This is a genomic window from Paenibacillus sp. FSL R5-0749 (assembly GCF_038595085.1).
Taxonomy (GTDB): Bacteria; Bacillota; Bacilli; order Paenibacillales; family Paenibacillaceae; genus Paenibacillus.
Genome location: NZ_CP152005.1, coordinates 4,725,121 through 4,738,441 on the forward strand (window position 1 = coordinate 4,725,121; position 13,321 = coordinate 4,738,441).

A 13,321-nucleotide genomic window follows, 5' to 3' on the forward strand; every position below is an offset into this window, starting at 1 on the left:
AAAAAAATAGTTAAATCCCACGGTCTAACCTGCGTATATACGAAAAAAAAAAAACCTCCTGTAAGTCACCACACATGGGTGCAAACAGAAGGCTTGGTGAAGCATATTTTACACCTAGCGCGCAAAAGGGATCATGAAAAAATAACTCAGCGTAGCTACAATACCCAGTCCAATGGACCAAGCCCCCGCCGTTTTCCGACCATTTACATAAGCATAGTAACCCAGAACAGCTGCCGCTGGTCCAAGTACGATTGACCACATGAACAAGGACGCAATACCGAAGGCCAGCCCCATATAACCTGCGACTTTGCCTGTTGACTCCATGACACGGTCCGCCTCATGCTTCTCAACTACAGGTTCTGAACGTTCGGTGCCTCCAGTTCTTACAACAGTTGGAGGAGCCACCTCAGCCCCGTACTCTTCCCGATGTACTTTCCTTGGATAATCCACACGCATACGTTGTTTTTCAACCTCACCTTTGTTTTCAGGGCGATCAATAGAACGAATGTTGTTATCGTCATTTTTCATTTGGAAGCACCTCCATTATGAATAGGGATGACTGCTCACTTGGGTTTGAACGTGTGACAGCAGGTTGCAGAGGATGTACGCGCATGATCATGATGATCCGAGTCGAATGTCTCACCGGCAAACTCCTCATGCAGACGACGGGTGGCGTGTTGGTCGATGTCAATCATGATAGCATCAGCCTGGCAGAAGTTGTTCTCTCCCCAAAAGTTGCAGTTGGAGACGCTGCATTTGACAATTGGTTTGTCTTGGCTCATTTTTTTATCACCTCGACTACTATTGTCTCCCCGCCACAAACCCGATATTCTCCGCTAAAATGCCAGATGATGACATGATCCCTCCCCGTTAATTTCTGACTGAAAACACAAAAAAACCGCCACAAGGGCGGTTTCGTTCAATATCATATTAAAATTCAAACGTTAGTTAAGCGTGATTCCGTTGATTTTGCATACGGCGCTGAGTCAGGTAATCACTTTCGTAGTATGCCAGATCATCGCGCAATTCTTCGTACGTTTTGGAAACCTCAAGAATGACATCCCGCACTGCACGAATTGGCTTGTCACGAAAACGAATGGCATCTTGTCCTGTGTAAGCGTATCTTCCGTCTTCCGAATAACATTCATTTTTGGGATAGAAAAAGCTGTTTACGCATTGGTGATACGTATTATAAAGAGCCTTTTCGGCAAAATCGACATCAAAGTTGGCACGACGCAGCACAACGCCAAGTTTTTCGTAAGAAACTTCAGAAAAAACGAGTAAATGACGGAGATCTGAAAGAAATCCTTTGTAGAAGACTGTTGATTCTTCCGTCTGATTCTGATCCAGTTCAGGCAAAGCATTCTCATTCAAAAATTTTTCAATCCGATCGATAGCCGGTTTTAACTTTTCCCTAGTTGACTCACATGTTTTCTGTACATTGGCTGCTGACATAAAGGTAGCTCCCCCTTAAATAAGTCCTTACATATAGGTCGGCCAACGGTGGTTTTCCCCTGACCTTTGAATTCTCAGCTATAATCCTACCATAAAAAGTTGACGAGCGGTATCCCTTAATCATGCTTTCCGTTTCTGCCATTGAACATGCCTATTATACGCAGTCAGACTCGAACTTGTTTGCATAAAACGTTCCACTTTTTCTAACGATAGATATAACCAGTGACAACGATGAAGCACTGTTAATGACTGTCCAAAAATGAACGAAGGAGGATCCATCCGCCATGGCCAGACCGAAATGGATTAACTGGGCCCTTGCAGCTGGTGCGGGAGCACTCGCCCTGACACTTTTGCTTCCAACATCAAATCGTACCGAGCCCAAACCTAGTGCCCTGTCCGATTCTGCTCATGAAGAGCACACGAGTAAACAGCGTCTGAAAGTGCAGGATGTCAAAGCAACCGATCTTCTGACCCGCATGGATGCCAAGCAACATCTCAGTATCATGTTGGAGAAAACCGCCACAATGAATGCCGCGCAGGTGAATCGATATGTGAATGATCTCCAAGGCTCACATGAACATATCAGATCCATTCATCTGATGAATATCAATGGCTCTTTTGACAAACCGTTAGATAAGGCTTCCACACTAGGAAGCAAGCTGGAACAACAGAAGCTTCAACATGCACTGAACCTTGCCAAAAAAGCGGTAAACAAACGTCAAAGTTTCGAATCCTCTTCTTTTCCTTTGGGAAAAGAAAAATATTTTGTTATGGGGCAACCCTCCAAAGATGGCAAACGAGCTGTAGTTGCCTTGTTCAGCCAGAATGTATTAAATGCAGTTGAACAACATCAACGCAAAAATCTGCGTATGATCCCTTATCCGCGTGAGGGTAAATTCAAGATTGAGTCTGTTCACCCGGATACACTTAACGAAATCACAGTGAAAACCGGACATGATAACGCCAATGCCAGTCATTTTTACGAAAATGAAATCGTTATCCGATTCCGCCAGGATCCCAGTGAACGGGATATGCGTATCATTAAATCTGATCTAAGAATGCAATCTGCGCGCAAGCTGGGATACACGTATGTTTTTCGGTCAGAAGACATGAGTTACAAGCAATTGCATAGCTATTTCGAAAGCAAATGGAATCCACTTTATATGGAACCCCACTACATGTATTTAACCAATGATACCGTAACTGAACAAACCGATGTTACGATACCCAATGACATTTTGTTCTCCGATTATCAGTGGAACCTGCCTGCGATTGAGACAAACAGAGGTTGGAATATTACCAGGGGAAACAAAGATGTCATCGTTGCAGTCGTTGACACGGGGGTTGATATGAATCACCCTGACCTAAAGGGCAAACTCCTCGAAGGTTATAATGTGGTCGAGCCGGGAAGCAAACCGATGGATGATGTGGGACATGGCACACATGTCGCAGGCATTATCGGTGCTATTGTCAACAATAATGAAGGCGTGGCAGGCATGAGCTGGTATAACAAGGTACTACCGGTTAAAGTACTCGACAACTCGGGTTCAGGTACCACGTATGCCGTTGCCGAAGGTATCATCTGGGCAGCCGATCATGGAGCCAAAGTGATCAACATGAGTCTGGGCAATTATGCTGATGCACAATTTCTTCATGATGCCGTTAAATATGCTTTTGATCGGGATATCGTCCTGATTGCAGCCACGGGAAATGATAATACAGAACGTCCAGGATACCCTGCTGCTTATCCGGAAGTATTTGCCGTATCAGCTACCGACCCGGATATGAGCAAAGCTTCCTACTCCAACTATGGGGATTATGTGGATGTGATGGCTCCGGGTTCGAGTATCGCCAGTACCTATCCAAACAATCAGTATGCGGCCTTGTCCGGAACGTCCATGGCTAGCCCCCATGTAGCCGCACTTGCAGGTTTGATTCGTTCGTTAAACCCGGATTTGACCAACACAGAAGTGATGGATTTGATGCGTCAAAGTGTTATTGACCTCGGTGATCCGGGTCACGATAAGTATTTTGGATATGGGCAAATCGATGTCTATAAGGCATTGCAAGCCGCATCAGGCAACAGCGCTCCTTTGCAGTTCTGGCCGCAACATGTCAGACAACAAATGGATAATACAATGAAGAAGTATACCCATTAACCGTAATAACACTAATCAGTAAAAAACAAAAGCAGCTGCGCCCCGGGGCGTACGCTGCTCTTTGATTTATATTCAATTCCCCGGGGCACCCGCTGCAATTAGCGCTTGCGTGAAGATGTGCGGGCTTTACTTGATTTTTTCACGGATTTTTTCTTCGCATTGTGACTGGATACATAGCAAGGATCTTCTTCTTTGACAACAACAGGATACATGTGGTGATGAATCGGAACACAGTGATGTTTTTTGATTACTTCGATCGGGTGGATTACAGGCACGATTTGTGGGATGTAGTAATCCTCAACAACCTGGATTGGGTCACAGACAATCGGGCAAAGCGGTGGACAGTAATGGTTCATTTCAAAACCAACTCCCTTTCTGGTGATACTATAACCTATTGCAGCAGGTCGAAAGTGGATTGGATGTATGTCCATACTCCGAAAAATTATATGAGCGGTAGCCTGTCCGCCACTGCCCCACCCTGCCCAGGTGTCACACTAGCAATGACTCCGCACAGTACACGAAGACCCTCACACAAAAGCTCCACACTCGTAACCGTGAAGCAGATGCGCAGACTTGGTGTATCCATCTCCCCTACATAACAGGCGGAACCCGGCAGGAAAGAGACCCCTGCAGCCAAGGACTGATGATGCAGCTCACGCATATCCAGGTTGCTCGGAAGTTGGAGCCACAGATTGAGTCCTCCCTCTGGCAAACGCCATTGCATTCCCATAGGAGCATGCTCTTCCAGCACTTCAGATGCGGCACGCAAACGAGAATACAATTCATCCCTCAATCGGGATACATAGGCACCGTACTGATTCTGAATGAAAGATTGCAATGCCTTTTGTGTAAGCAACGGACTACCCAGATCCGCCGTTGACTTCGCAGCCACAAGCCGGGTCAGTACACTTCCATCAGCGATAGCACAGGCTATGCGGCAACCGGGAGAGAGCACCTTGCTGAAGCTTTTGATATATACGACATGGCCTGACCCATCCATCGATTTAATGGAAGCTGGCGGAGGGTCCCGAAAATAAAGATCTGCAAATGGATCATCCTCCAGGATGAGGCAGTGGTAGCTTTGCGCGAGATTCAGAAGCTGTGCCCGCCTTCTCGCACTCATCGTAATACCTGTTGGATTATGATAAGTCGGGATCGTATAGATGAGTTTGGGCGGATAGGTATCACATAATCGGGTCAACAGATCGATACGCATGCCTTCGTCATCCATCGGGACCGTAATGATCTTCGCACCTCTACTCGTAAATACATCAATGGCTCCGGTATAGCTTGGCGCCTCCATATATACAACATCCCCAGGTCCAATAAAAGTCCGGGCCACAAGATCAATCCCCTGCTGAGCACCACTTGTGATTAGCATGCGTTCAGGTACTACCTGTAGTCCACGTTCGGCAAAATGTTCGGCGAAGATCTGTCTGAGCTCCCGATCTCCCTGAAAAGATCCGTACGCCGCCATACGCTCTGCATGGTCAGAGGAGAGCCGGTAGGCACTGTCAATAATCTCGCGTGTAGGCAGCAGTTCAGGCTGAATCGCTGACATATGTAGTTCATACCGTACTTGAGGGGACGTATCGAAATGTCTCCAGAGCTGCGCTCGGGGTAAATAATCCACAAGTGCCATCTGCCAATTCCATGACGTACCGGATTCACTGTTAAGATGATTACGCTTGGCTCGATCCACATCCTCCATCGAATCCGCGTTTAGAGTACCTCTTACATAACAACCTTTCCCCTGAGAGCAGGTGATCAGTTGAATCGCTTCGAGTTCAGCATACGCTTTGGATACAGTGACCAGGCTAACACCCAAATCTGTGGTCATTTTGCGAACAGAAGGAAGTCGGGTTCCGGGTTCAATGAGTCCTGATCTGATACGATCGGCAATTGTTAGTGCAATCTGCACGTACAATTTGGTACTGCTTCCCCGCTTTAATTCAATATGCATGGTTGCGCCCCCAACTGTTATGATCTTCATTTTACTGTTATAGTGCAGTCCGTCTATTATAGTTTATAATATCAGTATAACAGTGAATAACAGGAGATGAGAATAACATGAGTATCCCATGGTCCAAAATGGCACAAAATACCCCGTCCTCTGTCGTTCGCGACATGCTCCAGGCCGCTCAGGCACCTGGAATGATCTCGCTAGCCGGTGGATTACCAGCCCAGACTTCTTTTCCGCTGGAAGCCATTCGTGTTGCGTATGAAAAAGTATTTATGAGCGGAGCAGCCGCTCTTCAATATGCAGAGACTGAGGGCTACCGTCCTCTTCGCGCCAAAATCGCCGAACGTCTCGAATCCAAGGGCATTCCCGCTTCACCTGATCATATGCTTCTCACTACGGGTTCACAGCAATCTATTGACTTGGTCTGCCGCATCCTTCTTGACCCGGGTGACCGCGTATTAGTTGAATCACCAACCTACCTCGCTGCTCTGCAAGTCATCCATTCCTATCAAGCTGAATCTCACGGCGTAGCCTGTGATGATCACGGCATGTTGCCTGAGTCTCTGGAGGAACAGCTCCAGTTGCATCGTCCAAAACTGGTCTATATTAACCCCACGTTCTCCAATCCTACGGGAAAAGTATGGTCTCGAGAAAGAAGAAAGCAGGCTGTGGATCTGTGCCGCAAGTACGGCGTACTTATTTTGGAAGATGACCCCTATGGTGAAATCCGGTTCAATCCAGAGCAATTGGATGTCCCTGCTCTCGCAGAACTGGATGCCGTATCCTATGATGGCCCTTCCAATGTTATCTACACAAGTACATTCTCCAAAACGGTAGCACCAGGCCTTCGTACGGGCTGGATACTGGCTGCTCCCGATATTGTTAAAATGGCAGCACGCGCCAAACAAGGCGCCGACTTGCATTCCAGCAGCATTGACCAAAGAGCGCTTCATGCGCTGCTTGAATCTTTCGATCTGGATGCGCATATTCGTCATATTTCAAAGGATTATGAACAACGGATGAAAACACTGACCACTCTCATGGCAGCCAAGTCATGGGAAGGCATCTCATGGAATTCACCACAAGGTGGCATGTTCTTGTGGCTGCAACTACCAGAAGGCATGCTGGCAAGCAATCTATTCACTTACGGTATCCAGGAGAAAGTGTGCATTGTTCCGGGTGATTCCTTCTATGCAGGTACACCAGAGTTAAACCGCATGCGAATCAACTTTACTCATACAGACCCTGAGCTTCTTCCTGAAGCCGTGGAAAGAATGGATCGCGCCATCCAACGCTGGCACGCTTCGTTAACATCGGACAGTGTTGTTACACTGTAATGAACTGTCATAAACGTTGCCCTATATTTTGCGTATGACATTGATTAGGACGTGTCTGAAAACACCAGGCACGTCCAAAACTTGATATGAGCAACAAAAAAAAGGCGGCAGGCCCGAGAATATCGGAACTGCCACCTTTTTTTATAGTATAGAACCTGTCATCAACAGGAATTATGTTTATCCAGATATGCATGGGTCCTTCTGATCAGTCAGGCCATCGGTGAATCACACGGATTGTCCTCGACTGATAGGTGGACTACACTGTAATACTGTTGTTGCAGTTAGGAAAGCTTACCGTAAGCCGGGTTCTGTGCTCTTCGTGGTTCATACGGGAACTACCCTCCCACCAGAAGCGACAATCATCTATCTAGGCCATACATTGCTGCACAGCTCAAGCGACCAACCTAGACACACCTCGGGCTAAGGCTGCCTCCTCCGAAGAGGCGACTGTGTCCCATTAGGTCTTGCTCCAGATGGGGTTTACCAGGAACGAAGTCACCAGCGTTCCTCGGGGTCTCTTACACCTCGGTTCCATCCTTGCCTGTGCCGGAAAATCCGGCCATCGGCGGTCCATTTCTGTGGCACTATCCTTCAACTCGCGCTGACTGGACGTTATCCAGCATCCTGCCCTGTGGAGCCCGGACTTTCCTCTCGTGGCAACAAAGGCCACCAGCGATTGTCTGTCAAGCTTTCCGAACAACATTACATAGTATACAGGCATTTGGGTTCCCAGACAAGCTTAATATTACTGGGAATCACACAGCAACTGTCTTTTTAGATAAACTGGAATACCTCCGTATTGACCTCTGAAGCTGTAACTTGCGTATCATATCGTTTCTCTTCCAAACGGGAACGAAGCCAATCAGCCGTTTTTGGTTTCATAATCTTCTCGGAATTATGACCTGGGTCGATGATACACATGCCTGCCATTAACGCATCATGAGCCGTGTGATAATCAATATCTCCGGTCACAATAACATCCGCACCTTTGAAGCGGGCAGTGAGCGCGTAACGGCTGCCCGAACCGCCAAGAACCGCTGCTTTTTTGATCTGCTTGTTCAGATCTCCGACAACACGTACATGAGGCACATTGAATTGGGTCTTCACGACCTCCACAAGCTCACCTAATGTCTTAGGCTCCCTAAGGGGTCCCAAGCGCCCCAGACCAAGCGTACGGCCCTTTAAATCCATTGCATAGAGATCGTAGGCCACTTCCTCATACGGATGAGCCTTAAGCATCGCCTGAACGACCTTACTTCTCAGACTTTGGGGTACGATGGTCTCAATCCGCATTTCTTCCACACGTTCCATCTGCCCTTGGGTTCCGATAAACGGCTCAGTCCCTTCACCAGGTACAAACGTTCCTGTACCTTCCGTGTTGAAGCTGCACTTGTTGTATTGGCCGATACTCCCCGCTCCGGCTTCAAGAACCGCTTGAAGCACCTGTTCATGATGCGTACGTGGGACAAATACAGCCAGCTTGTACAGATGATCTGTGTGTACATCTTCCAACGATTCTTTACTGTCGATGCCAAGTGCCTCGGCCATCCAGTCATTCATACCACCCTCGGCCACATCCAGGTTCGTATGACTGATATAAACAGCAATATCATGCTTAATCAGCTTTTCATACAATTTACCCATAGGTGTATCTGTACTCAGTGACTTAACTGGTCTGAAAATGATGGCGTGATGCGCGATAATCAGGTTGGCACCGATGCGAATCGCTTCATCCACTACTTCATTCGTTACATCCAATGCAACTAACACATGGCTGATTTCTTTTTGCAAACTGCCGAGCTGTAGACCAATCCGGTCATCCGGTACAGCCAGATGTTTGGGAGCGAGCTGCTCCATCAGTTGAATTACAGTTTGACCTTTGGCAAACATGCCAAAACCTCCTTCAAGTTTGCGATAAGACGCTCTACCTCAGCCGCCTTGTCCCGAGAAGAATCCTGATCGGATTTGGAGATGGAGTTTACAACCCCTTGCAATTTGATGATCTCACTTTCCCATTTCGCAAAAAATACATCCGTTGGACGATCCACCAAATAGGGTCCCATCCGCAGCAGCAAATCTTCCGTCAATTCTGCCCCGCCTTGAAGCGGACGTGCACGATACACTTCTTCATTTGCAATCGGGCTTACGGATTGTGGCATCGCCGTTATAATCTCGTAGATCTTGCCATCTTCTTCGAGCAACTGTTCTGCTACAACCACCCAGTGATGCTCCAGCAACCAGCGTCTGAGAATATCCTCTCCCACATTCGGTTGCAAAATAAGTAACTGCACTCCATCCAGTTTGGATAAACCTCGGTCCAAAATGGAGGCAATGAGAGCACCACCCATACCTGCAATGGTGATGACATCCACTTCTCCCGCAGAGATCACATCCAATCCGTCTCCACGGCGTACCGTTATTTTTTCTTTCAGGCCAGCATCACTGACTTGTTTGCATGCAGCATCATAAGGGCCAGGATTAACTTCCCCGGCTACTGCACTCGCGGCTTTCCCACTGCGGATTGCGGCTACTGGCAGCAGCGCGTGGTCTGAACCGATATCAGCCATGCGGCTACCATCGGGAATTTGATCATGTATTCGCTGTAATCGATTCGAAAGTTTCATGAAGCACCTACACCATTCATTTAATTTATTGATTTGCATTGAACAAGGAAAAGCGATAAAATAAAATCCAATCAAACATTTCAAGGATGAATTTCCAAAACCAAGAAATCAAGACGTTCAAATTAAAAATAAAGGAGACCCCGCCGCCGCTAATGCGTCTTGCGGAAAGTCTCCCGTAGTTCAATTATTCGAGGAAATCCTTGAGTCGTTTACTACGACTCGGGTGACGCAATTTACGAAGAGCCTTGGCTTCGATCTGACGGATACGCTCACGCGTAACACCAAACACCTTGCCGACTTCCTCCAGTGTTCTCGTCCGTCCATCGTCCAGACCAAAACGTAGACGAAGCACGTTCTCTTCACGTTCAGTCAGTGTATCCAACACATCTTCGAGCTGTTCTTTCAGCAACTCATACGCAGCAGCATCCGCCGGAGCAAGTGCTTCCTGATCCTCAATGAAGTCACCCAGATGGGAATCATCTTCCTCACCGATCGGTGTTTCCAGAGAAACCGGTTCCTGTGCAATCTTCGTAATTTCACGAACTTTCTCCACACTCAGATCCATCTCAGCAGCGATTTCTTCCGGTGTCGGTTCACGCCCAAGTTCCTGCAACAGCTGACGGGATACCCGGATCAGCTTATTAATCGTCTCCACCATATGCACAGGGATACGAATGGTACGCGCCTGGTCAGCAATAGCACGAGTAATGGCTTGACGGATCCACCATGTGGCATACGTACTGAACTTATATCCTTTTTTGTGGTCGAACTTCTCAACCGCTTTGATCAGGCCCATATTACCTTCCTGGATCAAATCAAGGAATAACATTCCACGTCCAACGTAACGCTTGGCGATACTGACTACGAGTCGAAGGTTCGCTTCAGCCAGACGACGCTTGGCTTCTTCATCCCCGTTCTCAATCCGTTTAGCCAGTTGTACTTCGTCATCTGCCGACAACAATGGCACACGACCAATTTCCTTGAGATACATACGGACAGGGTCATTGATTTTGATTCCTGGCGGCAAGCTCAGATCATCATCAAAGTGGAATTCGTCCTCTCCCTCTCTGGTGTTGTTTTCGGAATCTTCACTAGGACGAAGTGTAACCTCTTCATCGTTTTCATTCACTACATCAATACCCAGATCGCTCAGTTGCTCGTAGAACTCATCCATTTGCTCTGCATCCTGCTCAAAAGGAGAGAGTTTCTCTATAATTTCCTTGTAATTCAGCGAAGCTCTTTTCTTACCTGATTCAATCAATTGATCTTTAACCTGATCCAGTGTCAATTCTGTTTCTAGTTCAGTATGCTGATCATTCGCCATAACTCGACTCCCTCCTCCCTAGAAACATCTAATCATCAGACGTTCACTGTCTCTCTAGGGCAATCATTTCAATTGCGATCTGTGCCGCGCGTACAGAATCACCTGCCCGCTCTGCAGCAATCATTTCTTCTTTTTTCAAATCGTACTCTTTCTTACGTGGATACTTCAGCACTTCCCTGATGCAATCATCGAGCATTTGAATACTCCATTCACCTGGACCATCCATCATCGAGATTGAACTGACCGTTTTTTCCAAACGATCGTCATGCAGTGAAGACATAAAACGACTTGTATCCGACGGTTTGCCTTGCGCATAGTAGGCATATAGATAAGCAGCAATAGCTGCATGATCATCCAAGTTAAAAGCTTCACCAAGATGCTCATTCACGTACTGGGCAGCCTCATCATCCTGTAACATCCAGGCAATCAGTTTGCGTTCAGCAGCGTGATAAGCCGGCAACAGATTAGGTGTAGGCACCTGCCTATTTTGTTGCCTACCATTATTCCACCTTTTCGGGTTATTATCCCCATACTGTAGGTTATTTTTCATCGCCTCCCGTTCTTCATTACACTCCTGCTTCAATGTTTCGAACGATACGTCCACTTCTGCAGCCAGTTCACGAAGATACACTTCCCTCTCTGTTGGAGAAGGCAAGGGGGCAATCAATTTTACTGCTTCTTTCGAATAGGCGATTTGTCCGCCACCCTCTAGCAGTATATGGCTTTTTTTTAAGTTTATAAGTTTAAATTTTGTAGTTGTCACGGCACCGTCCACAATCTGGTTTCGGAACCGTTCACCACCATGCTTCCGGATAAAGTCATCCGGGTCAAGTCCCTCGGGTATGAGAGCCACTTTGACCTGCAATCCGGCTTCCTCAAGAATGGGGAAGTTTTTCAGTGCAGCAGCCTGTCCTGCTTTGTCGCCGTCATAACATATGATGACTTCGTCGCACATGCCTTTGAGCATCAGTGCCTGATTCTCGGTTAGCGCAGTACCCATTGCAGCTACACCATTCTGGATGTCCTGATCCCATGCGGAGATGACATCACCATATCCCTCGAACAAAATGGCTTGTCTTTGTTTGCGAATTGCATTTTTGGCCTGATGCAGATTATAGAGAACACGGCTTTTGTTAAATAACCGGGTTTCCGGTGAATTTAGATATTTCGGTTGCCCATCTCCCAATATGCGTCCTGCAAATGCAATTGGCTTACCGCTCCTGCCATTAATCGGGAACATGATCCGGTCTCGGAATCGGTCCACATATCCCTGACCTTCATTTCGCGGAGATAGAAGTCCACCCTTTTCCATTTCTTCGAGCGGATAATTACGTTTTTCAAGAAATTGTACCAGTGTGTCCCAACGATTTGGTGCGAAACCAATCTGGAACTGGTCAATCAACTTGTCGCCAAAACCTCTGGAGCGTAAATATTCCATGGCTGACTTGCCGTGCTCTGTATTTTTCAACAAAAAATGATACAGCTTCGCGGTAAGCTCATAAGCCTCCAACAGACGTTCAGTCTCCGGATTCACATGAGCAGATTCACGCCCTTGCCAGTCCCCCATAGAGATGTGACTTTCTTCCGCCATCGTTTTGACAGCCTCGGGAAAGGATAACCCTTCGATTTCCATCCTGAATTTGATGGCATTTCCACCCGTGCCGCAACCGTAGCAGTAGAAAATTTGTTTCTCAGGTGTAACGGTGAACGAAGGCGTCTTCTCGGAATGAAAAGGACAGAGGCCTTTCATATACTTCCCCTGCTTGGTCAGATGCACAAATCGGCTCACCGTATCGACAATATCATTCTGCTGCAACACCGATTCAATAATACTTTCGGGTATACCGCCTTGTCCGGTACTCATCTCTGGCCACCTTCATCTCTTCAACACGTAAATATAATTCGATAAACTTACACATTCTCCTGCAAATCTTTTAAAAGTTTTGTCAGTTTATGTTGAAAAATTTCACGATCCTGCTCTGTGAAAGGCTTTGGGCCTTTCCCGTAGTGGCCTCTTTTTCGTGCTTTGGCCGCAGTATGACGAGAATCCAACATGAAATCAATGTCACGGTCGTTAAACTCACGACCACGAAAGGATAAAACATAACAACGTTTGCCGAGCGCAAGTGCCGCAAGTCCATAGTCCTGAGTGATAACCACATCATATGGCTTAATATGATTAGCAATATAGAGATCTGCGCTCTGATCACTGCGATCCACTTGCACGGTACGCACCCCTTCTCCCCCTTGAAGCAAATGATCAAATGAAGAGACTAACAGTACAGGGATGTTGAAAAGGCGAGCGGTTTGCGCAATCTCGGTTTTGACCGGGCAAGCATCACCATCCACAACAATATGACGTACATTCAACTCACTCAAACTCAGACCACCCGGTTTCATAAAATAGCTGCATATTGTAATATACGACCCCGGCCAGGCAAAATCCTTCTGCCACAACA

Annotated in this window: 12 protein-coding genes and 1 other RNA gene; 2 read left to right on the forward strand and 11 right to left on the reverse strand. The window is 47.0% G+C overall.

Going from position 1 to position 13,321, the window contains the following annotated elements:
• Positions 1-114 precede the first annotated feature (114 nt).
• From MKY85_RS21135 to MKY85_RS21145, 3 genes are all read right to left on the reverse strand, one after another.
• A complete protein-coding gene (locus MKY85_RS21135; protein ID WP_253439370.1) occupies positions 115-528 on the reverse strand; it encodes a hypothetical protein in 414 nt (137 codons plus the stop codon).
• Positions 529-563: 35 nt separating this feature from the next.
• Complete coding sequence (locus MKY85_RS21140) at positions 564-782, reverse strand: DUF1540 domain-containing protein (RefSeq protein ID WP_076211597.1); 219 nt, start codon at positions 780-782, stop codon at positions 564-566.
• 166 nt (positions 783-948) lie between these two features.
• Complete coding sequence (locus MKY85_RS21145; RefSeq protein ID WP_091014020.1) at positions 949-1,455, reverse strand: YpuI family protein; 507 nt, start codon at positions 1,453-1,455, stop codon at positions 949-951.
• A 284-nt stretch (positions 1,456-1,739) separates the two neighbouring features.
• Between MKY85_RS21145 and MKY85_RS21150 the strand changes: the two genes are divergently transcribed.
• The gene (locus MKY85_RS21150) at positions 1,740-3,614 is read left to right on the forward strand and encodes a S8 family peptidase (RefSeq protein ID WP_339256461.1); all 1,875 of its coding nucleotides are present in this window, start codon (positions 1,740-1,742) and stop codon (positions 3,612-3,614) included.
• Positions 3,615-3,712: 98 nt separating this feature from the next.
• Here MKY85_RS21150 and MKY85_RS21155 read toward each other — a convergent pair whose 3' ends face one another.
• Together MKY85_RS21155 and MKY85_RS21160 are read right to left on the reverse strand one after the other, a co-directional pair.
• Positions 3,713-3,970 carry a hypothetical protein gene (locus tag MKY85_RS21155; RefSeq protein WP_339235994.1) on the reverse strand — a complete coding sequence of 86 codons (258 nt, stop codon included), beginning with the start codon at positions 3,968-3,970 and terminating at the stop codon, positions 3,713-3,715.
• A gap of 86 nt (positions 3,971-4,056) precedes the next feature.
• Positions 4,057-5,577 carry a PLP-dependent aminotransferase family protein gene (locus tag MKY85_RS21160; protein ID WP_342570685.1) on the reverse strand — a complete coding sequence of 507 codons (1,521 nt, stop codon included), beginning with the start codon at positions 5,575-5,577 and terminating at the stop codon, positions 4,057-4,059.
• A gap of 107 nt (positions 5,578-5,684) precedes the next feature.
• On the opposite strand from MKY85_RS21160, the gene MKY85_RS21165 reads away from it, so the two are divergent.
• A complete protein-coding gene (locus MKY85_RS21165) occupies positions 5,685-6,914 on the forward strand; it encodes a PLP-dependent aminotransferase family protein (protein WP_339235999.1) in 1,230 nt (409 codons plus the stop codon).
• 282 nt (positions 6,915-7,196) lie between these two features.
• On the opposite strand, the gene rnpB is transcribed toward MKY85_RS21165, so the two are convergent.
• The 6 genes from rnpB to MKY85_RS21195 all read right to left on the reverse strand — a co-directional run bounded on the left by rnpB (position 7,197) and on the right by MKY85_RS21195 (position 13,262).
• Positions 7,197-7,606, reverse strand: an RNA gene (gene rnpB, locus MKY85_RS21170) — RNase P RNA component class A.
• 82 nt (positions 7,607-7,688) lie between these two features.
• Positions 7,689-8,804, reverse strand: coding sequence for a Nif3-like dinuclear metal center hexameric protein (locus MKY85_RS21175; protein ID WP_339236001.1), 1,116 nt, complete (start codon positions 8,802-8,804; stop codon positions 7,689-7,691).
• Positions 8,780-9,538, reverse strand: coding sequence for a class I SAM-dependent methyltransferase (locus tag MKY85_RS21180; RefSeq protein WP_339236004.1), 759 nt, complete (start codon positions 9,536-9,538; stop codon positions 8,780-8,782). The genes MKY85_RS21175 and MKY85_RS21180 overlap by 25 nt, the downstream gene beginning before the upstream one ends.
• A gap of 184 nt (positions 9,539-9,722) precedes the next feature.
• The gene (gene rpoD, locus MKY85_RS21185; protein WP_062835490.1) at positions 9,723-10,862 is read right to left on the reverse strand and encodes an RNA polymerase sigma factor RpoD; all 1,140 of its coding nucleotides are present in this window, start codon (positions 10,860-10,862) and stop codon (positions 9,723-9,725) included.
• Between the two features lie 43 nt (positions 10,863-10,905).
• The gene (dnaG, locus tag MKY85_RS21190; protein WP_339236006.1) at positions 10,906-12,726 is read right to left on the reverse strand and encodes a DNA primase; all 1,821 of its coding nucleotides are present in this window, start codon (positions 12,724-12,726) and stop codon (positions 10,906-10,908) included.
• Positions 12,727-12,773: 47 nt separating this feature from the next.
• Positions 12,774-13,262, reverse strand: a complete 489-nt coding sequence (locus MKY85_RS21195) for a DUF188 domain-containing protein (protein ID WP_339236009.1) — start codon at positions 13,260-13,262, stop codon at positions 12,774-12,776.
• Positions 13,263-13,321: the final 59 nt, after the last annotated feature.

Coding starts and splice junctions, on each gene's coding strand:
- MKY85_RS21145 (WP_091014020.1), bottom strand. CDS start 1,455: ATGTCAGCAGCCAATGTACAGAAAACATGTGAGTCAACTAGGGAAAAG.
- MKY85_RS21155 (WP_339235994.1), bottom strand. CDS start 3,970: ATGAACCATTACTGTCCACCGCTTTGCCCGATTGTCTGTGACCCAATC.
- MKY85_RS21160 (WP_342570685.1), bottom strand. CDS start 5,577: ATGCATATTGAATTAAAGCGGGGAAGCAGTACCAAATTGTACGTGCAG.
- MKY85_RS21175 (WP_339236001.1), bottom strand. CDS start 8,804: ATGTTTGCCAAAGGTCAAACTGTAATTCAACTGATGGAGCAGCTCGCT.
- dnaG (WP_339236006.1), bottom strand. CDS start 12,726: ATGAGTACCGGACAAGGCGGTATACCCGAAAGTATTATTGAATCGGTG.
- MKY85_RS21180 (WP_339236004.1), bottom strand. CDS start 9,538: ATGAAACTTTCGAATCGATTACAGCGAATACATGATCAAATTCCCGAT.
- MKY85_RS21135 (WP_253439370.1), bottom strand. CDS start 528: ATGAAAAATGACGATAACAACATTCGTTCTATTGATCGCCCTGAAAAC.
- MKY85_RS21195 (WP_339236009.1), bottom strand. CDS start 13,262: ATGAAACCGGGTGGTCTGAGTTTGAGTGAGTTGAATGTACGTCATATT.
- rpoD (WP_062835490.1), bottom strand. CDS start 10,862: ATGGCGAATGATCAGCATACTGAACTAGAAACAGAATTGACACTGGAT.
- MKY85_RS21150 (WP_339256461.1), top strand. CDS start 1,740: ATGGCCAGACCGAAATGGATTAACTGGGCCCTTGCAGCTGGTGCGGGA.
- MKY85_RS21165 (WP_339235999.1), top strand. CDS start 5,685: ATGAGTATCCCATGGTCCAAAATGGCACAAAATACCCCGTCCTCTGTC.
- MKY85_RS21140 (WP_076211597.1), bottom strand. CDS start 782: ATGAGCCAAGACAAACCAATTGTCAAATGCAGCGTCTCCAACTGCAAC.